Origin of the sequence: Aeromonas sp. S8(2024) (genome assembly GCF_041403085.1) — a bacterium.
Taxonomy (GTDB): domain Bacteria; phylum Pseudomonadota; class Gammaproteobacteria; order Enterobacterales; family Aeromonadaceae; genus Aeromonas; species Aeromonas dhakensis.
Genome location: NZ_JBGLRF010000005.1, coordinates 171051 through 195518 on the forward strand (window position 1 = coordinate 171051; position 24468 = coordinate 195518).

At 62.8% G+C, this 24468-nt stretch carries 22 protein-coding genes and 4 tRNA genes; 19 read left to right on the plus strand and 7 right to left on the minus strand.

Translation table 11 applies throughout. The annotated features are described in order from the left end of the window. Positions 1-45: 45 nt before the first annotated feature. The 8 genes from rsmC (at position 46) to ACB031_RS15310 (ending at position 4903) form a co-directional block, all read left to right on the plus strand. Positions 46-1074: a 16S rRNA (guanine(1207)-N(2))-methyltransferase RsmC gene (gene rsmC / locus ACB031_RS15275; protein WP_371139854.1), complete on the plus strand. Its 1029-nt coding sequence runs from the start codon at positions 46-48 to the stop codon at positions 1072-1074. Between the two features lie 149 nt (positions 1075-1223). After that, positions 1224-2441 (plus strand): glucose-1-phosphate adenylyltransferase, encoded by a 1218-nt coding sequence (gene glgC / locus ACB031_RS15280; protein WP_005305468.1) that lies wholly within the window; start codon positions 1224-1226, stop codon positions 2439-2441. Next, on the plus strand, positions 2431-3891 hold the full coding sequence (gene glgA / locus ACB031_RS15285) for a glycogen synthase GlgA (RefSeq protein WP_017788197.1): 1461 nt from the start codon (positions 2431-2433) through the stop codon (positions 3889-3891). Before glgC ends, glgA begins: the two co-directional genes overlap by 11 nt. A 116-nt stretch (positions 3892-4007) precedes the next feature. Then, positions 4008-4093, plus strand: a tRNA-Leu gene (locus ACB031_RS15290). 54 nt (positions 4094-4147) lie between these two features. Then, positions 4148-4233 (plus strand) — tRNA-Leu (locus ACB031_RS15295). A gap of 45 nt (positions 4234-4278) precedes the next feature. Next, positions 4279-4364, plus strand: a tRNA-Leu gene (locus ACB031_RS15300). Between the two features lie 71 nt (positions 4365-4435). Beyond that, positions 4436-4521, plus strand: a tRNA-Leu gene (locus tag ACB031_RS15305). 109 nt (positions 4522-4630) lie between these two features. Then, a complete protein-coding gene (locus tag ACB031_RS15310) occupies positions 4631-4903 on the plus strand; it encodes a late competence development ComFB family protein (RefSeq protein WP_016352123.1) in 273 nt (90 codons plus the stop codon). Here ACB031_RS15310 and ACB031_RS15315 read toward each other — a convergent pair. Next, positions 4898-5107 carry a hypothetical protein gene (locus tag ACB031_RS15315; RefSeq protein ID WP_017766456.1) on the minus strand — a complete coding sequence of 70 codons (210 nt, stop codon included), beginning with the start codon at positions 5105-5107 and terminating at the stop codon, positions 4898-4900. The genes ACB031_RS15310 and ACB031_RS15315 overlap by 6 nt on opposite strands. A gap of 299 nt (positions 5108-5406) precedes the next feature. Here ACB031_RS15315 and nhaC point away from each other — a divergent pair, with 299 nt between their 5' ends. The 8 genes from nhaC to ACB031_RS15355 all read left to right on the plus strand — a co-directional run bounded on the left by nhaC (position 5407) and on the right by ACB031_RS15355 (position 14755). Further along, complete coding sequence (gene nhaC / locus ACB031_RS15320; protein ID WP_005305478.1) at positions 5407-6816, plus strand: Na+/H+ antiporter NhaC; 1410 nt, start codon at positions 5407-5409, stop codon at positions 6814-6816. 105 nt (positions 6817-6921) lie between these two features. Next, a complete protein-coding gene (locus tag ACB031_RS15325; protein ID WP_252603520.1) occupies positions 6922-7845 on the plus strand; it encodes a LysR family transcriptional regulator in 924 nt (307 codons plus the stop codon). 188 nt (positions 7846-8033) lie between these two features. Further along, positions 8034-9179: an ABC transporter substrate-binding protein gene (locus ACB031_RS15330; protein WP_017766455.1), complete on the plus strand. Its 1146-nt coding sequence runs from the start codon at positions 8034-8036 to the stop codon at positions 9177-9179. 74 nt (positions 9180-9253) lie between these two features. Further along, complete coding sequence (locus ACB031_RS15335) at positions 9254-10267, plus strand: ABC transporter ATP-binding protein (protein ID WP_017766454.1); 1014 nt, start codon at positions 9254-9256, stop codon at positions 10265-10267. Continuing rightward, entirely contained in the window at positions 10264-11229 is a 966-nt protein-coding gene (locus ACB031_RS15340) for an ABC transporter permease (protein ID WP_371139855.1), read from the plus strand. The genes ACB031_RS15335 and ACB031_RS15340 overlap by 4 nt, the downstream gene beginning before the upstream one ends. Before the next feature lie 7 nt (positions 11230-11236). Continuing rightward, positions 11237-12052 (plus strand): ABC transporter permease, encoded by an 816-nt coding sequence (locus ACB031_RS15345; protein ID WP_371139856.1) that lies wholly within the window; start codon positions 11237-11239, stop codon positions 12050-12052. Between the two features lie 29 nt (positions 12053-12081). Next, positions 12082-13512 (plus strand): gamma-aminobutyraldehyde dehydrogenase, encoded by a 1431-nt coding sequence (locus ACB031_RS15350; RefSeq protein ID WP_324054730.1) that lies wholly within the window; start codon positions 12082-12084, stop codon positions 13510-13512. A gap of 478 nt (positions 13513-13990) precedes the next feature. Further along, positions 13991-14755 (plus strand): hypothetical protein, encoded by a 765-nt coding sequence (locus ACB031_RS15355; RefSeq protein ID WP_371139857.1) that lies wholly within the window; start codon positions 13991-13993, stop codon positions 14753-14755. An 8-nt stretch (positions 14756-14763) separates the two neighbouring features. Here the strand turns inward: ACB031_RS15355 and ACB031_RS15360 are convergent, their stop codons facing one another. The 6 genes from ACB031_RS15360 to treR form a co-directional block, all read right to left on the minus strand. Beyond that, on the minus strand, positions 14764-15861 hold the full coding sequence (locus tag ACB031_RS15360; RefSeq protein ID WP_371139882.1) for a spermidine/putrescine ABC transporter substrate-binding protein: 1098 nt from the start codon (positions 15859-15861) through the stop codon (positions 14764-14766). Between the two features lie 421 nt (positions 15862-16282). Further along, a complete protein-coding gene (locus ACB031_RS15365; RefSeq protein WP_017779082.1) occupies positions 16283-16615 on the minus strand; it encodes a hypothetical protein in 333 nt (110 codons plus the stop codon). Positions 16616-16957: 342 nt separating this feature from the next. Then, a complete protein-coding gene (locus tag ACB031_RS15370) occupies positions 16958-17563 on the minus strand; it encodes a sugar O-acetyltransferase (RefSeq protein WP_017782473.1) in 606 nt (201 codons plus the stop codon). A gap of 3 nt (positions 17564-17566) precedes the next feature. Next, positions 17567-19228 (minus strand): alpha,alpha-phosphotrehalase, encoded by a 1662-nt coding sequence (treC, locus tag ACB031_RS15375; protein ID WP_371139858.1) that lies wholly within the window; start codon positions 19226-19228, stop codon positions 17567-17569. A 68-nt stretch (positions 19229-19296) separates the two neighbouring features. Then, complete coding sequence (gene treB, locus ACB031_RS15380) at positions 19297-20727, minus strand: PTS trehalose transporter subunit IIBC (RefSeq protein ID WP_019840679.1); 1431 nt, start codon at positions 20725-20727, stop codon at positions 19297-19299. A gap of 191 nt (positions 20728-20918) precedes the next feature. Next, positions 20919-21866 carry a trehalose operon repressor TreR gene (gene treR, locus ACB031_RS15385; RefSeq protein WP_371139859.1) on the minus strand — a complete coding sequence of 316 codons (948 nt, stop codon included), beginning with the start codon at positions 21864-21866 and terminating at the stop codon, positions 20919-20921. 139 nt (positions 21867-22005) lie between these two features. Here treR and ACB031_RS15390 point away from each other — a divergent pair, with 139 nt between their 5' ends. The 3 genes from ACB031_RS15390 (at position 22006) to ansB (ending at position 24441) form a co-directional block, all read left to right on the plus strand. Then, positions 22006-22956, plus strand: a complete 951-nt coding sequence (locus ACB031_RS15390) for an AEC family transporter (protein ID WP_010635992.1) — start codon at positions 22006-22008, stop codon at positions 22954-22956. Positions 22957-23056: 100 nt separating this feature from the next. Continuing rightward, on the plus strand, positions 23057-23251 hold the full coding sequence (locus ACB031_RS15395) for a heavy-metal-associated domain-containing protein (protein WP_017766443.1): 195 nt from the start codon (positions 23057-23059) through the stop codon (positions 23249-23251). Between the two features lie 131 nt (positions 23252-23382). Further along, positions 23383-24441 (plus strand): L-asparaginase 2, encoded by a 1059-nt coding sequence (ansB, locus tag ACB031_RS15400; RefSeq protein WP_005305526.1) that lies wholly within the window; start codon positions 23383-23385, stop codon positions 24439-24441. Positions 24442-24468 lie beyond the last annotated feature (27 nt).

Consider the following 24468-nt stretch of genomic DNA (forward strand, 5'->3'; position numbering starts at 1 on the left):
AGCGGCTATGTATAATGGCCGCCCAAAATTGCGTGGAGAGACCCGATGAGCAGCCCGATCAGTGCCGTCAGCCAGATGCTGGAACGAAACCAAGCCCTCTTTGTCGGCAAGCGGCTGCTGGTGTGCGGTGCCCTGGAGGATGACTATCCGCGCCAACTGGCAACCCTGACCCACTCCCTCACCGTGTTTACCACGGATTACTGCTATTACCGCAGCCAGCAGGCCGCGCTGGGCGACGCCATCCTGTTCGATCACCAGCTGGGTGGCGCTCCCCGCTTCGATGCCCTGCTGCTGCTGATGCCCAAGGCCAAGGCCGAGGCCCAATACCTGCTGGCCATGATGACCCCGCTGCTGGAAGCCGGTGCCGAGCTGTTCCTCGCCGGCGAGAACCGCGGCGGCATCAACGGGGCCGACAAGCTGCTGGCTCCCTATGGCGACAAACCGGTCAAACGCGACTCGGCCCGCCGCTGCTCCCTCTATCACGGCGAACTGAGCAAACCGGTGGCCTCGTTCGAGCTGGACACCTGGTTTGGCCGCTACCAGTGCCAGGCTGGCGATACCGAGCTGACCGTGCTGGCGCTGCCCGGCGTGTTCAGTGCATCCGAGCTGGATCTGGGCAGCCAGATGCTGCTGGCCAGCCTGCCGGCCATGCAGGGAACGCTACTCGATTTCGGTTGCGGCGCCGGGGTGATCGGCTCGGTGCTGGCCAAGCGCAATCCTGAACTCAGGGTCACCATGGTGGACATCAATGCGCTGGCGCTGGAATCCAGCCGCCGCACTCTGGCCATCAACGGCCTGCAGGGCGAGGTGAAGGCATCCGACGTCTATTCCGACATCCAGGAAAAATTTGACCGCATCGTCTCCAACCCGCCGTTCCACGCCGGTCTCAAGACCTTCTACGCCGCCACCGAAACCTTCCTGGCCAAGGCGCCGGAGCATCTGTCGCCGCAAGGCACCCTCACCATAGTTGCCAACGCCTTTCTGCGATATCAGCCTATACTGGAGACGCACTTCAAACGGACGGAAGTGATCAGTGGCGATGCCAAATTCAAGGTCTATCTGAGCAAAGTGTAAATAAGTGTAAGCAGTCACCGGAAACAGGTAGAGAGCCCCATACGGGATCTGATAAGGTAATTGATACACCTCAAACCACCCCTTTAGGGGTGTTTTTTTGCAGCAAGCTGAAAACCTTTTCATAGTATGAATTCAGGGAGAGAAATACGATGGCAGGCATACTCACCATGATCCTGGCAGGCGGCGAAGGTACTCGCCTCCAGCCACTCACCACCACCCGCAGCAAGCCCTCGGTTCCCTTTGGTGGCAGCTACCGACTGATCGACTTCGTGCTCAACAACTTCGTCAACGCCGACTTCCTACGCATCTACGTGCTCACCCAGTTCAAGTCCCAGTCCCTCTATCTGCACATGAAGAAAGGGTGGAATATCGTCGGCATCACGGATCGCTTCATCGACCCGATTCCGGCCCAGATGCGGATGGGCAAACGCTGGTATGACGGCACAGCTGACGCCATCTACCAGAACCTGCGCTTCATCGAGATCTCCGACCCCGAGCACGTCTGCATCTTCGGCTCCGACCACATCTACAAGATGGACGTGAGCCAGATGGTGAGCTTCCACAAGCAGAAGGCCGCCGCTCTGACCGTCGCCGCCCTGCGCATGCCCATCGAAGAGGCAAGCGCCTTCGGGGTGATCGAGGTGGATCAGGAGGGCCGGATGATCGGCTTCGAGGAGAAGCCCAAGCGGCCCAAGCACATCCCCGGTGATCCCACCCAGGCGCTGGTCTCCATGGGCAACTACATCTTCGAGACCGAGTCGCTCTATCGCGAACTCAAGCGCGACGCCGCCGAGGAGAACTCCAGCCACGACTTCGGCAAGGACATCATCCCCAGCCTGTTCCCGCGCGCCCCCGTCTATGTCTACGACTACAGCACCAACGTGATCCCGGGTGAGAAGCCCAACGTCTACTGGCGCGACGTGGGGACGCTGGACTCCTACTGGCAGGCGCACATGGATCTGGTGGCCGACGATGCCCCCTTCTCCCTCTACAACCGCAAGTGGCCGCTGCATACCCACTACCCGCCGCTGCCGCCCGCCACCTTCGTCGACACCGACGACTGCAAGGTGAAGATCGCCAACTCCTTGATCTCCGGTGGCTGCTTCATCCAGGGCAGCCAGATCCAGCGCTCCATCCTGGGTTTTCGCTGCAACATAGGCCCTTGCAGCCACATCAGCGAGTCGGTTCTGCTCGGTGACGTGAAGATTGGCGAGGGCTGCTCCATCCGCCGCGCCATCATCGACAAGAACGTTGAAATTGCGCCCGGCACCGTGATCGGTGAAAATCTGGACCATGACAGAGAGCGATTTACCGTGTCCGAAGGCGGTATCGTCGTGGTACCTAAGGGAGCAAGAGTTGGCTATTAACCCACTGAAAATCCTGTTCGTTGCCTCGGAAGTTGAGGGGCTTGTGAAGACCGGGGGCCTGGCGGACGTAGCCAGAGCCCTGCCGCTGTACCTGGCCCAGAAGGGACATGATGTCAGGATCATGCTCCCCTTCTACAAGACGATAAAGCGACGGGATGAGGCCAAACTGCTGGTCTCGCGCTGGCTGCCAACCCACCCGGGCCTGCCGGATATCGGCTATCGCATCTATCAAATGGATCTCGAAGGGGTCTGTGTCTACCTGCTCGACTGCCCGCAGTACTTCGATCGCCCCCAGCTCTATGCCGAAAACAACCAGGCCTATCCGGACAACGGCGAACGTTTCGCCTTCCTGGCCGCCGCCGCGCTGCACGCCTGCGAGCAGCTCGCCTTTGCCCCCGATATAGTGCACTGCAACGACTGGCACACCGGCCTGCTGCCGCTGCTGCTGAAAACCCGACACTCCCATAACCCCTTCTTCCAGCACACTCGCAGCGTGATCAGCATTCACAACGCGGCGTTCCAGGGGGTGTTCGAGCGCCAGCAGTTCTGGGCCGTGCCCGAGATTGCCGACTACGAACAGCGCATCAGCTATGACTACGGCCACGTCAACCTGCTCAAGTGCGGGGTGCTCTATGCCGACAAGATCAACGCGGTCAGCCCCAACTATGCCAGCGAATTGCTGACCCACCTGGGAGCCCACGGCATGGCCAGCGTCTTCCAGCAGCGGGCGGCGGATCTGCGCGGCATCCTCAACGGCTGCGACTATCAGGACTGGGATCCGGCATTCGACGACTTTCTGCCGGCCACCTATGACGTCGATAACCTGGCCGGCAAGGGCGTCTGCAAGCAGAGCCTGCAGCAGGAGCTGGGCCTGCCGGTGGTGGACCTGCCCATCTACGGCATGGTGTGCCGGCTGACCGAACAAAAAGGCGTGCATCTGCTGCTGCCGGTGCTGGACAAGTTTCTCCATCACAAGGTGCAGGTGGTGATCGTCGGCTCGGGTGATCCCTCCCTCGCCGCCCAGCTGCACACCCTGGCCCAGCAATTCCCGGACAGGCTCGCCTTCATCAATACCTATGACGACCGGCTCGCCCACCTGGTGGAGGCCGGTGCCGACTTCTTCCTGATGCCCTCCCTGTTCGAGCCGTGCGGCCTCAACCAGATGTACAGCCTGGCCTATGGCACCCTGCCGCTGGTACGGGCGGTTGGCGGCCTGAAGGATACTGTGGTGGACTGGGATGCCGATCCGGCACATGCGACCGGCTTCTGCTTCAACGATCCGACCGCCAACATACTGCTCGATGCCATGCGCCGCAGCCTGCTCTATTACCTGCAGGACCCCGAGCAGTTTGCCCGGGTTCAGCGCAATGCCATGAACACCCGCTTCAACTGGCCCGATTCGGTCATCCAGTACGAACAGATGTATCGGGACGCCCTGGCTCGCCAGTGACGCTAATTGCTGAAGTTTTGTCCCCTTGATGCTGCTTTGGGCGTCAACAGCGAAAAAAGTACCTTCTGGCTGTTGACGCCCCCCCAAAACTCTATAGAATCCCCCACCGCAGTGATGCGAAGGTGGCGGAATTGGTAGACGCGCTAGCTTCAGGTGTTAGTGTCCCACGGATGTGAGGGTTCGAGTCCCTCTCTTCGCACCATACTGCAACATGCTCTTATCAGACGGCATGTAAATTCAGACTGATACCCGATGTGCGAAGGTGGCGGAATTGGTAGACGCGCTAGCTTCAGGTGTTAGTGCCCCCCGGGTGTGAGGGTTCGAGTCCCTCTCTTCGCACCATGCTTTTATCAGACAGCATGTAAATCCAGACTGATAACCCGATGTGCGAAGGTGGCGGAATTGGTAGACGCGCTAGCTTCAGGTGTTAGTGCCCCCCGGGTGTGAGGGTTCGAGTCCCTCTCTTCGCACCATGCTTCTGGCATGTAAAACGCAGAAAATGCGCTCCAACCGCATTTAAAAACCAGCTGGAGAAAATCAGTGTGCGAAGGTGGCGGAATTGGTAGACGCGCTAGCTTCAGGTGTTAGTGTCCCACGGATGTGAGGGTTCGAGTCCCTCTCTTCGCACCATTCATTCTGCAAAAGGCCCATCACGAAAGTGACGGGCCTTTTGTTTTTACCCCTTGTTATGACTATGCTTTTGACGACTCACCGCCCATCGTCATGCCAAGGAACGCATATGATACTGGATACCGACATTCACAACTTCTACGAGCATCTGGTGCTCAAGGAGATTGAGAGACAGGGGCTCAACCAGAAGCTGAGCGCCAACCAGATGGCCGATCTCTGCTGTCTGACCCTGAACCAGCTGCCCTCCCACTACATTCGTCACGACGTCGACATGATCTACTTCCTGACCGATGCCAAGCGTACCGAGATGGAGAAAAACGTCATCGAGTCGCTCAAGCTGGCGCAAGAGAAGGTGCAAAGCGCACCGGCCACCTCGTCATAACCAGGGCTGCTGCCAGACAAGGGCCGCCACTCCGGTCATGCCGGCCACCGGCAGCAGGATCAGCGCTGGTCTCAGCCTGGGTTCGAACATGACCCAGGCGGCCAGCAAGAAACCCAGACTCCATACCCCGTACTCCCTCTCCTGACCCCAGATCAGGATGGCCAGCAGCCCGATCAGCAGCATGGCCCTCACTATCCATCTCATGACACACTCCCCTCCAACAACTGATAACAATTATCATTTGTATTTTTGGAGTATGCAATCGGACTTTCCTATCGGAGTCGAATGTCCCATCGGGGCAGACAGAGCACTCAAAAACGGGTTATGAGATCAACTAAATTGTAAGTTTTTCAATCAAAATTGCATTTTTGCCAAATCAGTTGGGATTTGTCCCCCCTGGTTTGTGGTAGATTGCGGCCTCTTTTTGGGTGGGCCCCTCGGGATACGTGTATCCACAGGACGAGAGGGACCGACCTTGGCGAGCAAGAGTTTAGGAAGTATCTATGCAAAACCAACACAACCACATCCGATTGCCGGGCATGTCACAGGTGTTTGCCTGTCTGGCCATTTTCCTGGCCCTGGCCTTCTCCTTCACCAGCGTGCTCGACCTGCCAATCCAGTTGGCACTGTTCATCGCCTGGTTTGTCATCATGGGGCTCGGCATCAAGCTCGGCCATGATTACAAATCCCTGGAGCAGGCAGCCGTCGACGGTGTCGCCAAGGGGATGGGGGCCATCCTGATCCTGGTCTCCGTCGGCGCCCTGGTCGGCACCTGGATTGCCGGCGGCATAGTCCCCAGCATCATCTACTTCGGCCTCAAGGTGATTCACCCGTCCATCTTCCTGCTGGCGACCCTGATCATCTGCTCCCTCACCTCGCTGGCCACCGGTACCTCCTGGGGCTCGGCCGCCACCGCCGGCATCGCCATGATGGGGATCGGCCACAGCCTGGGGGTGCCAGCGCCGCTGGTAGCTGGTGCCGTGCTCTCCGGTGTCTACTTCGGTGACAAGCTCTCTCCGCTCTCCGACTCCGTGGTGCTGGCCTCGACCATGTCCAACGTCGACGTGATGGAGCACATCAAGGGGATGCTGCCCATCAGCCTGTTCTCCTACGTCATCACCGCCGCCCTGTTCACCGTGGTCGGCATGCAGTACTCCGGCAACGTCAGTCTGGAGCAGGTCAACCTGGTGATGGAGGCGCTCGACAAGCAGTTCAACATCACCCCGCTGGCCATAGTGCCCGTGGTGCTGGTGCTGGGCCTGTTGGCCAACCGCAAGCCCGCCTTCCCCGTGATCAGCTTCGGCGCCCTGCTGGGCCTTGTCTGGGCCATCCTGTTCCAGGACATGGACCCGGTGAAGGCGATGCACTCCGCCTACAGCCCGTTCGCCATCACCTCCGGCGTCGACTTCATCGACAACATCCTGGGCCGTGGCGGCATGGAGTCCATGCTGGGCTCGGTGGCGGTCATCATCTTCGGTCTGGGCTTTGGCGGCCTGCTGGAGAAGGTCGGCATCCTGGAAGTGATCGCCAGCGCCTTCGAGAAACGCATCAAGGGTGCCGGCAGCCTGACTACCCACACCATAGGCACCGCCTTCCTGGCAAACGTGTTCGGCTCGGCCATGTATGTGTCGCTGATCCTGACCCCCAAGATCATGGCCAAGAACTACGACCGGCTGGGGCTGGCGCGCAAGAACCTCTCCCGCAACGCCGAGTTTGGCGGCACCCTCACCTGCGGCATGGTGCCCTGGAGCGACAACGGCATCTTCATGGCCGGGGTACTGGGAGTGGCCACCCTCGACTACCTGCCCTACATGTGGCTCAGCTTCACCTGCATCATTGTGACCATCACCCTCGCCTATCTGGGCAAGGCGGTGAACCGGATCCCGGTGATCGAAGCGGCCAGCTCCCGCTAACCGCCGGAAAAATCATGACAAAGGCGCCAACACGGCGCCTTTTGTCTGGGCGCGATTCGAGGTTAAGCTGGCACTCACCTTGATCGCACGCGGCAGGACGCCCAGATGAACTTCACCTTTCGACAGATCCGCTATTTCGTGGCGGTGGCCGACAGCTTCTCGGTCAGCCGCGCCGCTGCCGAGCTGCACATCTCCCAGTCGGCGGTCACCAGCGCCATCCGCGAGCTGGAGAGCGAGCTCGGCGCCCCCCTGTTCGAGCGCAATCCACGTGGCGTCAGCCTCACCACCCAGGGCCACCAGTTTCTGCTGCACGCCCGTCGCATCCTCGGCGCCATGACTGAGGCGAGCCACTCCCTCAAGGCGGTAGCCCAGCAGGATCAGGGGCGGCTCACCATAGGGGTGACGACGCTGGTGGCCGGCTACTACCTGTCGGAGGCGCTCGGCCGCTTTCGCCGCGCCTTCCCGGCGGTACAGATCGAGGTGAAGGAGGACGAGCAGCCCTATCTCGAGCACCAGATCGTCAACGGCGAGGTGGACGTGGGGATCCTGATGACCAACCGCACCATCCGCCAGGAGGCGTTCGATACCGAGCTGCTGACCCGCTCGCCGCTGCGGGTCTGGCTCGCCGCCAACCACCCGCTCTGCGCCGAGTCGACCCTCTCTCTCAAGGCGCTCGGTGAGGAGCCCATGATCTCGCTGACCGCCGATCAACTGGACCAGATCATCCGCGGCGGCCTGCGCCGCTACGGCATAGCGCCGCGCATCGTGCTGCGTACCGCCTCGGTGGAAGCGGTGCGCAGCCTGGTGGCGAGCCAGCTCGGGCTCGCCCTGCTGCCGGATTTTGCCTACCGCCCCTGGTCCCTGGAGCAGGAGCGGGTCGAGGCTCGTGCCATCAAGGAGCCGATTCCCGCCATCGACATCGGCCTGGTGTGGCGACGTGGCTCCCGGCTGGAGTGGACCGCCCGCGAGTTTATCGACATTGCGCGGGATCAGAGCCGGCTGCGGGCCCGGCAGGCACTCCCTCGCTAACCCTCTCTTGCCGGGCGACCACTAAAATTCAGATTCATCTGCACTCGATATCGATTTAGCAGATACCTCTGGCGTTAAAAATTGAAATTCTCATTGCTCAGCGCTTCTCCTACGCTCATGACTGGTTAACAGGATGTTAATTGTCAGCGTGGCATCACCACAGTGCCCGCCCCAGCAAGGAGAGCAAGATGAAACTGACCCCCCTCACCCTGGCCCTGATCCCCGCCCTGCTGGCAGGACAGACCCAGGCAGCCCCCACCACCCTCGGCAAGGGTGAAGGCCAGCTCAACATAGTGGCCTGGGCCGGCTACGTGGAGCGCGGCGAGACCGACAAGAACTACGACTGGGTAACCGGCTTCGAGAAAGAGACCGGCTGCAAGGTCAACGTCAAGACGGCCGCCACCTCGGACGAGATGGTGGCGTTGATGAACGAGGGGGGCTTCGATCTGGTGACCGCCTCCGGCGACGCCAGCCTGCGCCTCATCGCCGGCGGCAAGGTGCAGGCGCTCAACCTGGCGCTCATCCCGAGCTACGGCAAGATAGACCCCCGCCTGCAGAATGCCCCCTGGCACACGGTGGACGGCAAGCACTATGGCGTGCCCTACCAGTGGGGCGGCAACATATTGATGTACAACACCAAGGTGTTCCCCAAGGCACCCGACTCCTGGAGCGTGGTGTTCGAGGAGCAGACACTGCCGGACGGCAAGTCCAACAAGGGGCGGGTGCAGGCGTTCGACGGCCCGATCCACATCGCCGATGCTGCCCTCTATCTGATGAGCCACCAGCCGGCGCTCGGCATCAAGGATCCTTACGAGCTCAACGAGGATCAGTACAAGGCCGCCCTCGACCTGTTGCGCCAGCAGCGTCAGCTGGTGGGACGCTACTGGCACGACGCCTTCGTCCAGATCGACGACTTCAAGAACGAGGGGGTGGTCGCCTCCGGCTCCTGGCCGTTCCAGGCCAATACCCTGATCGCAGACAAGCAACCCATCGCCACCACAGTGCCCAAGGAAGGGGTCACCGGCTGGGCCGACACCAGCATGGTGCACAGCGAGGCCAAGAACCTCACCTGTGCCTATAAGTGGCTGGAGCACTCCCTCAACAACAAGCTGCAGGGAGATCTCGCCTCCTGGTTCGGTTCCGTGCCCGTGGTGCCGGCCGCCTGCGAGGGCAATGCCCTGCTCGGGAAAGAGGGGTGCAAGACCAACGGCATCGACAACTTCGATCGGGTTCGCTTCTGGCGAACTCCCGTCTCCCAGTGCAAGAGCCAGGGAACCTGCGTGCCTTACTACCGCTGGGTCTCGGACTATATCGCCATTCTGGGTGGCCGCTGAAGTTGCCTTGAGTAAATGCCGATATGGGGCCGGACAGGAGTCCGGCCCGCTTCCCACACAGACAAGGACGTCCCATGAACGCCGTACAATTTGACCGGGTCAGCCGCCACTATGGCGAGGTGAAGGCGGTCGACGACATCTCCTTCCAGATCCCGGCCGGCGAGTTCTTCACCCTGCTGGGGCCAAGCGGTTCCGGCAAGACCACCTGCCTGCGGATGATCGCGGGCTTCGAATACCCGAGCGAGGGGGAGATCCGGCTGTTCGGCGAACCCTGCTCTACCGTGCCCCCCTACGACCGCAACCTCAATACCGTGTTTCAGGACTACGCCCTGTTTCCCAACATGGATGTGCGCGACAACATCGGTTACGGCCTGATGCTCAAGGGCGTGGCCAAGGCGGAGCGTTACCGCAAGGTGGACGAGATGCTGGAGCTGGTGCGCCTGCCCGGCGTCGGCAACCGCAAGCCCGGCCAGCTCTCCGGCGGCCAGCGCCAGCGCATCGCCATCGCCCGGGCACTGATCAACCAGCCCCGCATCCTCTTGCTGGACGAGCCGCTGGGGGCGCTCGATCTCAAGCTGCGCGAGCAGATGCAGCTTGAGCTCAAAGCCTTGCAGCGCCAGCTCGGCATCACCTTCATCTTCGTCACCCACGATCAGCAGGAGGCGCTCTCCATGAGCGACCGCATCTGCATCTTCAATCAGGGCAAGATCGAGCAGATCGCCGCGCCGGATACCATCTACGATGCCCCTGCCACCCCCTTCGTCGCCCGCTTCGTCGGCACCGTCAACCTGTTCGAGGGGGAGCAGGCCCGCCGCCTGTGCGGCGATGAGCGCCAGATGATGGTGCGCCCGGAGCGGATCCGCCTCGCCGAGGCCGGTACACCCGGCTGGTCCGGGGAGGTGCGCGAGGTGGAGTATCTCGGCCCCTTCGTGCGCTATCGGGTCGATCTCGGCGAACAGCTCGAGCTTATCGTCAACCACCCCAACGAGGGCCAGGCCCGCCTGCCCCGTGGCACCCGGGTCAGCCTCAGCTGGCCGGAGCAGGCGATCCACCGTCTGCACACCGCCCACCAGGGAGCTCAACCATGAGCGCCCCCCACAGTGCGAGCCTTGCCATGAGCCACGCTACCGACTCCGTTCGCGTCAGGCCGCTGCGGCGCCTCTCCACCCTGCTCTACGGCCGCTCCGGTCTGCTGCTGGCCATTCTGCTGGGGCCGCCCCTGCTCTGGCTCGGCATCATCTATGTCGGCTCCCTGCTGATGCTGCTCTCCAACGCCTTCTTCGGGCTGGACGAGTTCAGCGGCCAGATCCGTCACGAGCTGGGACTGCAGAACTTCGTCGCCCTGCTGCGGGCGGAGAATCTGGACGTGATCCTGCGTACCGTCGGCATGTCGCTGCTGGTAACCCTGGCCTGCGCCCTGCTCGGCTTTCCGGTGGCCTACTACATGGCGCGCTACACCAGCGGCAAGACCCGGGCCCTGTTCTACGTCGGCATCATGCTGCCGCTCTGGTCCAGCTATCTGGTGCGGGTCTACGCCTGGAAGCTGATCCTGGCCAAGGAGGGGGTCATCAGCTGGCTGGCCGACACTCTGGGACTGGACTGGCTGCTGGACGCCATTCTCTCGCTGCCGGTGATAGGGGGGCCGTCGCTCTCCTTCTCCCGCCTCGGCACCTTCATCGTGTTCGTCTACGTCTGGCTGCCCTTCATGATCCTGCCCATCCAGGCGGCGGTGGAGCGGATCCCGCGCTCTTTGCTTGAGGCGAGCGGCGATCTCGGCGCCACCCCGGCCCAGACCTTTCGCACCCTGATCCTGCCGCTGGCCCTGCCCGGCGTGGTGGCGGGCTCCATCTTCACCTTCTCCCTGACGCTGGGGGACTACATCATCCCCGGCATCATAGGCAACTCGACCATGTACATAGGTCAGGTGGTCTACATGCAGCAGGGCACGGCGGGCAACCTGCCCTTCGCCGCCTTCTCGCTGGTGCCGATCCTCATCATCGCCATCTACCTCACCATCGCGAAACGCCTGGGGGCCTTCGATGCGCTCTAATCAGCCCATGAAACGGGACCATGGCAGCCAGCCCTCCGGCCTGCTCAAGTACGCGGCCATCGGCGGCCTCCTGTTCCTGCACTTTCCGATCCTGTTCATCTTCCTCTACGCCTTCACCAGCGAGAGCAAGAGCTACCAGTTCCCGCCGCCCGGGCTCACCCTCAAGTGGTTCGAGGTGACCCTCAACCGCCCCGACGTGTGGCGTGCCATCCAGCTGTCGCTGGAGGTGGCCGGGCTCGCTACCCTGGTGGCCATGGTGCTTGGCACCCTGGCGGCGGGGGCCATCGCCCGCAGCCGCTTCTTCGGCCAGGAGGTGGTGTCGCTCTTGCTGGTACTGCCCATCGCCCTGCCCGGCATCGTCACCGGTATCGCGCTGCGCTCCGCCTATGGGGTGATGGAGATACCCTTCAGCTTCTGGACCATCGTCATCGGCCACGCCACCTTCTGCGTGGTGGTGGTCTACAACAATGCCCTGGCGCGCTTTCGCCGCACCAACCAGAGCCTTATCGAGGCGTCGATGGATCTCGGTGCCGACGGCTTCCAGACTCTGCGCTACGTGATCCTGCCCAACCTCGCCACCGCCCTGCTGGCGGGTGGCATGCTGGCGTTTGCGCTGAGCTTTGACGAGGTGATCGTCACTACCTTCACCGCCGGCCAGCAGAGCACGCTGCCGATCTGGATGTATCAGGAGCTGATCCGGCCACGGGACAGGCCGGTCACCAACGTGGTGGCGCTCATCATAGTGGCCTTCACCACCATTCCCATTCTGCTTGCCTACTACCTCACCCGCGACGGCCAGGACGTCGCCGGCAGTGGCAAATAACGACTCAACGCGTGCGCAAGGATGCAACCATGAAACTCTCTACCCAACTCTTGATCGACGGTCAGTTCGTCACCGGTGACGGCCCGGCCGAGCCCATCCTCAACCCCGCCACCGGGGAGCTTCTCGCCTCGGTGCCAGAAGCCTCGTTCGAGCAGGTGAACCGGGCGGTGAACGGCGCCCAGCGCGCCTTCGCCCAGTGGAGCCGCACCACCCCGGCCCAGCGCAGTACCCTGCTGCTGCGCCTGGCCGATGCCATCGAGCGCCACGCCGAGGAGTTCGCGGCGCTGGAATCCCTCAACTGCGGCAAGCCCTATCTGGCGGTGCTGAACGACGAGCTGCCGGCGGTGGTGGACTGTTTCCGCTTTTTCGCCGGCGCGGCTCGCTGCCTGCAGGGGCCACTCGCCGGGGAGTATATCGAGGGACACACCAGCATGATCCGCCGCGACCCCATCGGCGTGGTGGGCAGTATCGCCCCCTGGAACTACCCCCTGATGATGGCGGCCTGGAAGATGGCCCCGGTGCTCGCCGCCGGCAATACGGTGGTGCTCAAGCCCTCCGAGCAGACCCCCCTCACCGCCCTGCGCCTGGCGGAGCTCGCCAGCGAGCTCTTCCCGCGCGGCGTCATCAACATCGTCTGCGGCCGGGGCGAGAGCGTGGGGGCGCCGCTGGTGGAGCACCCGCTGGTGCGCATGGTGTCGCTGACCGGTGACATCGCCACCGGCCAGAAGATCCTGCAGAGCGCCGCCCGCACCATGAAGCGCACCCACCTGGAGCTGGGGGGCAAGGCGCCGGTCATCATCTTTGACGATGCGGATCTGGAGGCCGTGGTGGCGGGCATTCGCACCTTCGGCTTCTACAACGCCGGCCAGGATTGCACCGCCGCCTGCCGCATCTATGCCCAGGGCAAGATCTACGACAAGTTCGTCGCCGCCATGACGGATGCGGTCGCCTCCATCAAGGTGGGCGGCCCACGCGAGGAGGGGGTGGAGATGGGGCCGCTCATCTCGGACCGGCAGCGCAACCGGGTGGCGAGCTTCGTGGAGCGGGCCCAGAGCAGCGGTCACATGGAGGTGACGGCGGGGGGCAAGATCCGCCCCGGCAACGGCTTCTTCTTCGAGCCGACCCTGATCGCCCACGCCCGTCAGGAGGATGAAATTGTGCGCCGGGAGGTGTTCGGCCCCGTGGTGTCGGTGACCCGCTTCAGCGACGCCGAGCAGGTGGTGCAGTGGGCCAACGACTCGGACTACGGCCTCGCCAGCTCGGTCTGGACCCGGGATCTGGGCCTTGCCAGCAAGGTGGTCAGCCACCTGCAGTACGGCTGCACCTGGATCAACACCCACTTCATGCTCACCTCCGAGATGCCCCACGGCGGCATGAAGATGTCCGGCTACGGCAAGGATCTCTCCCTCTACGCCCTGGAGGACTACACGGTGCCGCGGCATATCATGGTGAAGTTGTAGAGGCGCACCAGGAGGCGCTCGACCGAGCGCCTGGCCTGTGGCAAGCACGAGCCCTCCCTGGCCGGGAGGGCTCATTCGTCTTGGAAATACAGTGCATTGCACCGGGCAAGAGAGATGCGGCTGCGCCGCATAAGGCAATGGGGGCACGGTATTGACTCCCCTGACCCTCGCCGAGGCGAGGTGTGCGACCAACCACCGAGACGCCCCCCGGTTGGGGATTGTCCCTTCCCTCATCCCAGGCCCCATAATGGCCGCTTATTGGAGGAGGGCCTGCATGTTTATCCTTGAGACCGAGCGCCTGAGGCTGCGCGATATGCGCCTCGAGGACGAGGCGGCCACTTGCGGCTCACCCCATCCCCCAACCGGGCCGACTGATGAGTCGGCCTGGTCCCCACAGCGATGACCCATACAGGAAGATGACATGTTGAGCAACCGACACCTTGGCCTTCACGCGTTGAGGTCATCAGCGAGCCGGCCAGTGCGCTGGCTGCTGTGGTCCACCCTGCTGATGATCTGCCCTCTCGCGGGAAAGGCCCGGAGCCAGCCACAGATAGACGCCAATCCGACAGGCTACGCCCTGCTCTATACCGGCCCCATCTCGGACCCGGACAGCAACGAGGCAATCGCCGCCGTGGTCAAGCAGGCCGGGCTCCCCGTGGTCTATCTCGACAACCTGAGCGAGCTCCCGGCCAAGCTGGCGGGCGCCCGTCTGTTTATCATCGGCGGCACCGAAGATGACGTAGAGCCCCTGGTTCATCGGTTCACCCCGGCCATCGCCGGGGCGCTCAAACGCTATCTGAGTCAGGGCGGGCGCTATCTGGGGATCTGCGGCGGTGCCTTTGTCGCGTCTCTGGGCTGGGCCGACGAGGGCAACCATGTGAAGGCGCTCGGTTTGGTGCCGGCAGAGTCTGACGACTACGACGGTGACTTCTCTCCCAAGATCCATGACATTCGCTGGCTCGGGGAGGTGCGCCGCATGTACTACCAGGCCGGCCCTACCTTCGCCCTGCAGCCAGGCACCGAACCGGTGCGTGAACTTGCCTACTTCGACGATGGCCGGATCGCCGCCTTAATCGGCGCCTACGGTAAAGGAAAAGTGGCCGTCTCCGGGCCCCATCCTGAAGCCCCCGCCAGCTGGAAAGCCAATGCGCAAGATGGCGATACCATGGAGTCCAATATCCACCTGGCCGTGCAACTGGTGCAGGAACTCCTCTCCGATCGCCCCGTCCTTACACCTCGCTAGCGCCAGCATCAGTTCGCCAGATCCCAGGGACACACCTTGGCCAGCCCCTCCTTGCCACTGCTGGCCAGGGCCTGCTGCACCATCCGCTTGTAGCGATTCTTGATGTGTGCAGGCAGGGCCGGCACCAGCAGGCGCTCGTCAAATTCAGGCAGGGCCTGCGGCGGCAACACGGCCTGCTCCTCCGGGGTCAGCGGGGGGCGGGCCGATCCATTGCTGCCGGAAACCGTCGGCGTGCCCATCAACATGCGGCTCTGCAGGGGTTCGCTCAACAGGAAGTCGATCAGCAGATAGGCCGCCTTGAGCCTGACCGGATCATCCCCGACATCCCGCGCAATCGAGAGGGCATCAAGGGCATAGATGGCCCCTTCCCTTACCATGGCGATGCGCCACTGCTGACCGTTTTGCCGATTGCACTCCACCAGCTCCAGCCCCCAGGTGGTGGCCAGGCGCTGATGGCGCAGATCCTCGCACCGATTGGCCTGATTGAACCAGAAGCCCCGGCTCGCCTTGAGCCGCCGGGTCAGTTGCCCTTCAACCTCATTCTGCAACGGGCTATCGGCCAGCATTTCACCACTGGCAAAGAGGGCGGGTGACTTGCCAAGGGAGAGCAGCACGGAGAAGAGCAAGGGCTCAAACTGATCGCAGAAAACCGCAAATTGCCCCTGCCGCGTCTGCTCGGCCAACGCCTGCCAGCTGGTGGGCGGGGTGCTTTCCTGCTTGCTGTCGTAAGCCAGGCTGAACATGGCATAGGAGAAGGGCACTGAATAGTTGCGCTCCCCCAACTTGTCATACTCGGTATTCTTGAGGGCCGGCCTCACCTCCTGGTAATGGCGCAAGCGGCCAAAGTCGATGGGCAACAGCAGCTTGAAGAGGGGTTGATGATGCGCCTTGTAGAAGTAGCTGGTCGGCATCACCACGTCGGCACTGCGGGTACGCAGAGCACGATAGACGCTGTCAAAGTCGGTGAGCAATGGCTCGATCCGGGTCACCGTCGCCTCCACCCCCTCGCGCTTGGCGTACTCGGTAAATTGCTGTTCATATCCGGCGGGCAGATACCCCCACTCCAGCAGCCTGAGCTGCACCGGGGCAGCCAGGGCCGACCCCATACAACAGCAGGCCAACAAGACGAGACGACGCATGATCACCACTCCCACAACAGGTTCTTCAGGGAGTATAGGCTTCTGTGGAACGGGAAAACGGCAGGCGGCTGTCAGCGGATGGATGTCCCGCGCAATGCGTTGAACAGGCAGAATGTGTGCAAGCTGCACGGCACCGACGGTATGGTCGGGCAGGGAAATCAAAGGCGGTATATCGGATGAGAAGATCTGTCACGCTCGCGCTGCGGGAGTGTGGCGCAAGAGTACGGTGCGAACTGGCCGCGCCGAGGATCTGCCGTATGGCGATCCATGGCTGGCTTGCACCTGTGAGTCAGAGGCCAGAGCCGGGGCGGGCGCTTGTCAACGACGACAGGGAGGCCTCGGCCTCCCTGTCTTGTCTCGCGTGGGTGTCCGGTTGCCCGGGGATCCCTTAGCGCTGACGCCCGCTGCCAATACCGAACGGAATGCGGTAGTCGCTGCTCTGCTCACCCAGGCTCACGGTCAGGTTGCCCTGGGTACGGCTCGGGATCTGCACCTGCTGGCTGCCCATCAGGTTGGCGTGCACGGAGGCAACCACATCACCAGACTCGTCACGTACTTCCAGCATGGGGTTGCCCTTGCCTTCGACGGCAGCGGTGGCGTGCCAGTTTACAAACAGCACACCCGGGGCGGCGTTGAAGTCAGCCGGAACGGAAGCCTGGGCAAAACCTGCGGTCATCAGGCCTGCAACGGCCAGCATCTTGATTACGTTTTTCATGTTCATTCACTCTCTTGGTTTCTATGTCATTGCCTGGGCCGACGGCCCCGAATCAATGCATCCATGCAAGAGGTTATTCAAATAGTGTGTAGTTCTTTCACCAACATCAGACCTCCTATTTGAAGGTCTCACAGCCTTGAACGACCAGTTATTTGGCCGCTTGGCGTTCCTGCCTAAGCGTTGAGTGAATATTAAACATCCAGGCTTGCCATTGTTAGCGAGATAAACTGGCCTAGATGTTCAAAAAATCTGAAGTGGCTGTACATCCCGGGTTCAGCCAATGACGGACAAGAAAAAGGGCAGGATAACCTGCCCTTGATGTTGGAAAGTGCGCGCTGGCCGGTACCACTAGCCACCAGCCAGCTCTGCTGCCGTCATGGGCCGCAGCACCTTGCAGGGGTTGCCGGCCGCCACCACGCCCGCCGGCACATCCTTGGTCACCACGGAGCCAGCGCCGATCACGCTGTTGTCCCCTATGGTGACGCCGGGGCAGATGACGACGCTGCCACCGATCCAGACGTTGTGGCCGATCCGCACCGGCTTGCCGAACTCCACCCCCTTGATGCGCGGCGCCACCGCCACCGGGTGAGCGGCCGTGTAGATCTGCACACCGGGCGCCAGCAGCACGTTGTCGCCGATGTGCACCTCGCAGACGTCGAGGATGGTGCAGCCCACGTTGGCGTAGAAGTTCTCGCCCACGAAGATGTTGGCCCCGTAGTCGCAAAAGAAGGGCGGGTTGATGGCGCACTCCTTGCCGCGGCTGCCCAGCAGTTCATGGAGCAGGGCATCGCGCGCCGGTTTCTCCTGCCAGTGGGTATTGAAGGTGTGATAGAGCCTGCGGCAGCGCTCGCGCGCCGCTTTGAGCTCGGGGTTGCCCGCATCATAGGGCTCCCCCGCCACCATCTTCTGCCACTCGGGGCCGCGCACCGCCGCCTTCATCATCACCTCGCTCATCGCCTACTCCACCAGCCAGATCAGAGATTCATAAGGGCGCAGCATACAGGATTGCGGCCGGGCCGGGCTATCCGGGTAGTTGCCAAGCAGCAGACGCCCCTTGCCGGTGGCCAGCTCCTCCGGCAGTGCGAAGCTGATCGGCTCGCCGTAGAAGTTGCTCACCACCAGCAGGGTCTGACCGTCGGTGCGGCGGGCATAGGCCCAGATCTGCGAATGCCCCGCCAGCAGCTCCTGATAATCCCCCTGAGTGAAGATGGGATGGGCCTTGCGCAGGCGGATCAGATCCCGGTAGTGCCAGAACACAGAGTCGGTGTCGGCCAGCGCCGCCTCGGCATTGATCGCGGGATTGTTGGCGGCGGGCTTGAGCCAGGGGGTGCCGGTCGTGAAACCGGCGTTTGCCGCAGCGCTCCACTGCATGGGCGTGCGCGAGTTGTCACGGGACTTGGCGCCGAGAATGGCCAGGATCTCGGCCTCGCTCATCCCTTCGGCCTGCTTGATGGCGAAGATGTTGCGGCTCTCCACATCCTGATAGTCATCGATGCGCTGATAGCCGGGGTTGGTCATGCCGATCTCCTCCCCCTGATAGATGTAGGGGGTGCCTTGCAGGCCGTGCAGAGTGCTGGCCAGCATCTTGGCCGCAACCACCCTATGTTCGCCCTCGTCACCGAAGCGGGAGACGATGCGCGGCTGGTCGTGGTTGCACCAGAACAGGGCCGACCACCCCTTGCCGTGCATGCCGCTCTGCCAGTGGTTGAAGATGCGCTTGAGTTCGAGGAAATCGAACGGCGCCTTGGTCCACTTGTCGCCATTGGGGTAGTCCACCTTGAGGTGGTGGAAGTTGAACACCATGGAGAGCTCGGAGCCATCCAGCGCGCCATAGCGCTGGCAGTGCTCCAGGCTGGTGGAGGACATCTCCCCCACCGTCATGGCGCCTACCGGGGCGAACACGTCGCGGCTCACGTCCTGCAAAAATTCGTGGATGCGCGGCCCGTCGGTGTAGAAGCGGCGGCCATCGCCACTGTCGTCGCTCGGGAAGCGCTGATCCTTGGAGATGAGGTTGATGACGTCGAGCCGGAAACCGTCCACCCCCTTCTTGGCCCAGAAGTGGATGATCTTCTTCACCTCGGCGCGCACCGCCGGGTTCTCCCAGTTCAGGTCCGCCTGCTCGCGGGCAAAGAGATGCAGGTAGTACTGGCCGGTGGCCTTATCCAGCTCCCAGGCACTGCCGCCAAACTTGGATTGCCAGTTGTTCGGCACACCACCCTCCACCGGGTCCTTCCAGATGTAGTAATCGCGGTAGGGGCTGTTCTTGTCCCCCAGCGCCGACTTGAACCAGGCGTGCTCGGTGGAGGTGTGGTTGACGACTATGTCCATCACGATGCGGATGTCGCGCGCGTGGGCAGCGGCCAAGAGTGCCTCGAAATCGGCCATGGTGCCGTAGGCGGGATCAATATTCAGGTAGTCGGCGATGTCATAGCCGTTGTCCACCTGCGGCGAGACGTACACCGGAGTCAGCCAGAGGGCGTCGACGCCGAGGGTCTTGAGATAGTCGAGGCGGGCCATGATCCCCTTGAGGTCGCCAGTGCCGCGCGCGCCACTGTCCTGAAAGCTCTTGGGGTAGATCTGGTAAATCACGGCGCTCTGCCACCAGGGTGTTTGGCTCATGGGTCTTGCTCTTGTCTCGAATGAAAAAGGGAGAGGGCGACCCCTGCGGGTCGCCCTGATGCGTGGAGTCAGGCGCTGGCCTGAGCCAGCTTGCCGGCCGCCTGTTGGCGCTGGTAAACCAGCAGAGTCAGCACGATCGGCACGACGATGGCCACCAGCATGGCGATGGCATAGACGGCCCAGTATTGCGGCTGGATGGAGAGGATGCCCGGCAGGCCCCCTACCCCGATACCGTTGGCCATCACCCCGGCGAAGCCGCAGATGAGGGCCGCAAGGCTCGAGCCCACCATGGCGCACAGCATGGGGAACTTGTACTTGAGGTTGATGCCGTACATGGCCGGCTCGGTCACCCCCAGGTAGGCGGAGATGGCGGCAGGCACCGAGATCTCCCGCTCGTTCTCTTTGCGGCTGATCAGGATGATGCCGACCACCGCAGACGCCTGGGCGATGTTGGAGAGGGCGATCAGCGGCCAGATCGGGGTGCCGCCCATGCTCTGCATCAGCTGCAGATCCACCGCGTTGGTGGTGTGGTGGATACCGGTGATGACCAGGGGCGCGTAGAGGAAGCCGAACAGGGCGGCACCGATGGGAGCAAACGAACCTGTCATGGCAGCCTTGGCGGCAAAGCCGACGCCGTCACCCAGCCAGCGCCCGAACGGGCCGATAAAGGCGTGGGCCACGATCACTGCCAGCAGCAGGGAGATGAAGGGAACTATGACCAGGTAGAGGTAGGCCGGGATGATCCGCTTGAGATTGGTCTCCACCCAGGCAAGGAAGACACCCGCCAGCAGGGCCGGGATGACCTGCGCCTGATAACCCACCTTCTGGATGACGAACAGGCCAAAGTCCCACACCTCGGGGGTCTGCTGACCGATGCCGTAGGCGTTCATCAGCTGCGGGGAAACCAGGGTGATACCGAGCACGATACCCAGAATCTCGGAGCCGCCCATCTTCTTCACCGCCGACCAGCAGACGCCCACCGGCAGGAAGTGGAAGATGGCCTCACCTAGCAGCCAGAGGAAGGCGTGTACCTGAGCCCAGAACTGGCTGATCTCGGTGAGGGTATGAGTGCCATCGTCGAACATCTTGATGTCGCCGATGACGTTGCGAAAGCCCAGGATCAGACCGCCGGTGATGATGGCAGGCAGCAGGGGCACGAAGATCTCCGCCAGGTGGGAGATGCCCCGCTCCAGCGGATTCATGTTCTGGCGCGCCGCCTGCTTGGCGGCCTCCTTGCTGCCGCCGCTGACGCCGATCTCTTCGGTCAGCGCCTTGTACCACTGCTCCACCTCGTTGCCGATGACCACCTGGAACTGGCCGCCCTGGGTGAAGCTTCCCTTCACCGCCGGGATGGTTTCGATGGCCTTGCTGTCGGCCTTGGCCGGATCGTTGAGGACGAAGCGCAACCGGGTCAGGCAGTGACTGACGGTTGCGATGTTCTCCTTGCCACCGATCTTGTCGATGAGCGTGGCCAGATGTTGTGCGTTGATCTTGGACATGAGCCTTCCCTCTGTGACTCCATTGATATTGGTCTGCGTCGCCCTTTTGGGCCAGTCTGTGAGCCCGAGCGTTTTTGGTATCGTTCCCATTTAGCATGCCGCCAATTGGTCACGATCAAAATGGGAACGTTCCCAATTCGTGGGCGAGGTCACAAAAAGCGCGTTTTTTGTGCGGCGCTAGGTGATGGCGTTCACAAAGAGTGGCAGGGAGCTATGGTCGCCAGCGGGCGCTGATCCTGCTCGATCTGGCCGAGCAGCTGGCGCGCGGCCTGCTCCCCCGCCCCCTTGTAGCCGAGATCCAGGCTGAGGGCGTTGGGGAAAAGAAAGGTGAGCATGGGGTTGTTGCCAAGGCCGGTCACCAGCACCTCGCTGCGCCCCTGCTCCTGCAGGTACTTGGCGGCGCCAATGGCGAGGGTATCGCTGGCACAGACCAGGGCGCCCGTGGTCGGGGTGAGCAGCTCAGCCGCCAGTCGGTAGCCGCTCTGCAGGCTGAGATCGCCGAGGGCGCTGCGCGCCGTCAGCCCCTGTTCGGCGCAGTAGCCGAGGTAGGCATCGAGTCGGCGCTGGCCGGTGGTGAGGTCGGCGGTGTCCACTCCCAGGTAGGCGATGTCGTGGATGCCACGGTTAGCGAGCTGGCCCAGCATGGTGTGCACCGCACCGGCATCGTCGAAACAGACCGAGGAGAAGCCGGGATGGTCGCGGGCCACCAGCACCAGCTTCTCCCTGAGCGGCGCCATGGCGGCATAGTCCAGATCGTTGAAGGCGAACAAAATGATGCCATCCACCCCGCGCCGCTCCAGCACCGCCAGATGCTCCTGCACCTTGGCGGGGGAGAACTTGCTCTCCATCAGCACGGCGTCGTAGCCGCGCCGGTAGAGGGTCTCCAGCATGCCGCGCACCGCCTGGTTTTCCGAGCTGGAGTCGAGCCGCGAAACGATGATCCCCACCACCTGCTGGCTCTGGCTGCGCATGGCCCGCGCCGACTTGCTCGGCACGAAGCCGTGCTCGGCGATGATCTGCTCCACCCGCTCGCGGGTCGCCAGCTTCACCTTGGGATCCTGGTTGAGCACCCGGGAGACGGTCGACTTGCCGACACCACTGAGTCGGGCGATATCGAGGATGGTCAGTTTTTTGTCCATGAAGTGGCTCACAGGGGCTCGGCGGTGGAATTGCCCACATTGTTGTGATTAACCCATGTGAATACAAGCCCATGGCGTTAGAATGCCCTTTTGGCGCCGGCGCATGCCGTGCCACCCGCCATCGCACAGGACGCGCATCATGGATCTGCTGGCCAGTCTGCACTTCTCCCTCTCCATCACGGGCCCCATCTGCGTGGTGCTGCTGCTTGGCATCTGGCTCAAGCAGCTGGGCCTGCTGCCGGACAGCTTCGTCGAGTCCGCCTCCCGCCTGGTGTTTCAGGTCACCCTGCCGGCCCTGCTGTTCCTCAGCATGGTGCGCACCGATTTCTCCACCATGCCGAGCCCCTGGCTCATCGTCTACGGCCTGCTCGGCACCCTCACCGGTTTTCTGGTGCTGGAGCTGCTGGCGGCCCGCTTCATCCCCGAGCGGCGCCAGCGCGGCATCTTCGTGCAAGGGAGCTTTCGCGGCAACATGGGGATCATGGGGCTGGCCTATGTGCAGAACGCCTACGGCGCCGAGGGGATCGGCGCCGCCGCCCTGCTGGTGGGCTCGGTCACCGTGCTCTACAACGTGCTTGCGGTGATCACCCTGACCCGCAGCCTGGGGGGCAGCAAGGGGATCAAGCCGATCCTCAGGGGGATCGCCAAAAACCCGTTGATCATCGCCATCCTGGCGGCCCTGCCGTTCGGCCTGCTCGGCATCGAGCTGCCCCAGCTGGTGATCACCACGGGCAACTACTTCGCCAACATGACCCTGCCGCTGGCGCTGCTCTGTACCGGCGCCAGCCTCAACCTCAAGGCTCTGCGCGGCGGCGCCCTGCTGACCGGCTGGGCCACCGCCAACCGGCTGCTGTGCATCCCCGTGCTGCTGGTGATGGGCGCCTGGGCGCTGGGCTTCAGCCCGCAGGCCCTCGGCATCCTGTTTCTCATCAGCTCCACCCCCACCGCCGCCGCCAGCTATGTGATGACCCGCGCCATGGGGGGCGACAGCGCCCTGGCAGCCAACATCATCGCCACCACCACGCTAGGCTCGCTCGTCACCACCAGCCTGGGCGCCACCCTGATGAACTACCTGGGGCTGATGGGCTAGCCAGCAGCAAACCTGCTGGCCCTCACCCCTTCATCACCCCCTTGACCTTGCCGCGGGCGGCAGCTTTACGCTGACTCTCAATCAACAGAGGAGATATCCCATGACCATCGAACTCACCGTCTCCGGCATGTCCTGCGGTGGCTGCGCCGTCAGCCTGCAAAAAGCCCTGCTGGCCCAACCCGCCGTCAGCAGCGCCAGCGTCGACTTTGCCAGCAGCAAGGCCGTCATCGAGAGCGAACTGAGCAAGGCCGAGCTGATCGCCCTGATCGAAACCAAAGGCTTCTCGGCGAGTTAAATTATCTCCATATAGGTATAAAACAGGTTAAAATTCTGTACCCAGCTGTTTTTTGGTGAGAGTCATCACAAACCCCTGCAACAGAAAGCGCAAACTTGCTGCAATTTTTATCACCCAGAAGGAATTGCAGCATGACTCTCCCGATCCGCAAGACCCTGCTAGCCGCCGTCCTCGGCCTGACCCTCTCCCCGATGGCCATGGCCCTGCCCAACGTCCATATCCTGGCCACCGGCGGCACCATTGCCGGGGCGGGGCAGTCCGCCACCCAGTCCAACTACGAGGCCGGCAAGGTGGCCATCGAGACGCTGATCGCCGCCGTGCCCGAGATGAAGAACGTGGCCGACGTGCAGGGCGAGCAGGTGGTGAAGATCGGCTCCCAGGACATGAACGACGAGGTGTGGCTCAAGCTCGCCAAGCGGGTCAACGAGCTGCTGGCCAGGGATGACGTGGACGGCATCGTCATCACCCACGGCACCGACACCATGGAAGAGACCGCCTACTTCCTCAATCTGACCGTCAAGAGCGACAAGCCGGTGGTGCTGGTCGGTGCCATGCGCCCCTCCACCGCCATGAGCGCCGACGGCCCGATGAACCTCTACAACGCCGTGGTGACCGCCTCCGACCCCGCCTCCAAGGGGCGTGGCGTCATGGTGGCGATGAACGACACCGTACTCGATGCCCGCGACGTCACCAAGACCAACACCACAGGGGTGCAGACCTTCGCCTCCCCCAACTTCGGCCCGCTCGGCTACATCCACAACGGCAAAATCGACTATCAACGCAGCCCGGCCCGCCAGCACACCAGCAAGACCCCGTTTGACGTGAGCAAGCTCGACAAGCTGCCCCAGGTCGGCATCGTCTACAGCTACGCCAACGCCTCTGATCTGCCGGCCAAGGCCCTGGTGGATGCCAAGTTCGATGGCATCGTCAGCGCCGGGGTGGGCAACGGCAACCTCTACCACACCCTGTTCGACACCCTGGCCAAGGCGAGCAAGGACGGTATCCGCGTCGTGCGCTCCGCCCGCGTGCCGACCGGCTCCACCACCCTGGATGCCGAGATCGATGACGCCAAGTACGGCTTCGTCGCCGCCGAGACCCTGAATCCGCAGAAGGCGCGGGTGCTACTGATGCTTGCACTGACCCAGAGCAAGGATCCGGCCCAGATCCAGCGCTGGTTCCAGCAGTTCTGACCGCCCTGCCCGGCATCGGCCGGCAGA

Excerpts from the sequence above, each read along its gene's own strand:
- nhaC (WP_005305478.1), top strand. The coding sequence starts at position 5,407 with ATGCAAAACCAACACAACCACATCCGATTGCCGGGCATGTCACAGGTG.
- rsmC (WP_371139854.1), top strand. The coding sequence starts at position 46 with ATGAGCAGCCCGATCAGTGCCGTCAGCCAGATGCTGGAACGAAACCAA.
- treR (WP_371139859.1), bottom strand. The coding sequence starts at position 21,866 with ATGGACAAAAAACTGACCATCCTCGATATCGCCCGACTCAGTGGTGTC.
- ACB031_RS15310 (WP_016352123.1), top strand. The coding sequence starts at position 4,631 with ATGATACTGGATACCGACATTCACAACTTCTACGAGCATCTGGTGCTC.
- ansB (WP_005305526.1), top strand. The coding sequence starts at position 23,383 with ATGACTCTCCCGATCCGCAAGACCCTGCTAGCCGCCGTCCTCGGCCTG.
- ACB031_RS15345 (WP_371139856.1), top strand. The coding sequence starts at position 11,237 with ATGAAACGGGACCATGGCAGCCAGCCCTCCGGCCTGCTCAAGTACGCG.
- ACB031_RS15395 (WP_017766443.1), top strand. The coding sequence starts at position 23,057 with ATGACCATCGAACTCACCGTCTCCGGCATGTCCTGCGGTGGCTGCGCC.
- glgC (WP_005305468.1), top strand. The coding sequence starts at position 1,224 with ATGGCAGGCATACTCACCATGATCCTGGCAGGCGGCGAAGGTACTCGC.
- ACB031_RS15325 (WP_252603520.1), top strand. The coding sequence starts at position 6,922 with ATGAACTTCACCTTTCGACAGATCCGCTATTTCGTGGCGGTGGCCGAC.
- ACB031_RS15360 (WP_371139882.1), bottom strand. The coding sequence starts at position 15,861 with ATGGGGTCGGCCCTGGCTGCCCCGGTGCAGCTCAGGCTGCTGGAGTGG.
- ACB031_RS15365 (WP_017779082.1), bottom strand. The coding sequence starts at position 16,615 with ATGAACATGAAAAACGTAATCAAGATGCTGGCCGTTGCAGGCCTGATG.
- ACB031_RS15335 (WP_017766454.1), top strand. The coding sequence starts at position 9,254 with ATGAACGCCGTACAATTTGACCGGGTCAGCCGCCACTATGGCGAGGTG.
- treC (WP_371139858.1), bottom strand. The coding sequence starts at position 19,228 with ATGAGCCAAACACCCTGGTGGCAGAGCGCCGTGATTTACCAGATCTAC.
- ACB031_RS15315 (WP_017766456.1), bottom strand. The coding sequence starts at position 5,107 with ATGAGATGGATAGTGAGGGCCATGCTGCTGATCGGGCTGCTGGCCATC.
- treB (WP_019840679.1), bottom strand. The coding sequence starts at position 20,727 with ATGTCCAAGATCAACGCACAACATCTGGCCACGCTCATCGACAAGATC.
- ACB031_RS15340 (WP_371139855.1), top strand. The coding sequence starts at position 10,264 with ATGAGCGCCCCCCACAGTGCGAGCCTTGCCATGAGCCACGCTACCGAC.
- ACB031_RS15370 (WP_017782473.1), bottom strand. The coding sequence starts at position 17,563 with ATGAGCGAGGTGATGATGAAGGCGGCGGTGCGCGGCCCCGAGTGGCAG.
- ACB031_RS15350 (WP_324054730.1), top strand. The coding sequence starts at position 12,082 with ATGAAACTCTCTACCCAACTCTTGATCGACGGTCAGTTCGTCACCGGT.
- ACB031_RS15330 (WP_017766455.1), top strand. The coding sequence starts at position 8,034 with ATGAAACTGACCCCCCTCACCCTGGCCCTGATCCCCGCCCTGCTGGCA.
- ACB031_RS15390 (WP_010635992.1), top strand. The coding sequence starts at position 22,006 with ATGGATCTGCTGGCCAGTCTGCACTTCTCCCTCTCCATCACGGGCCCC.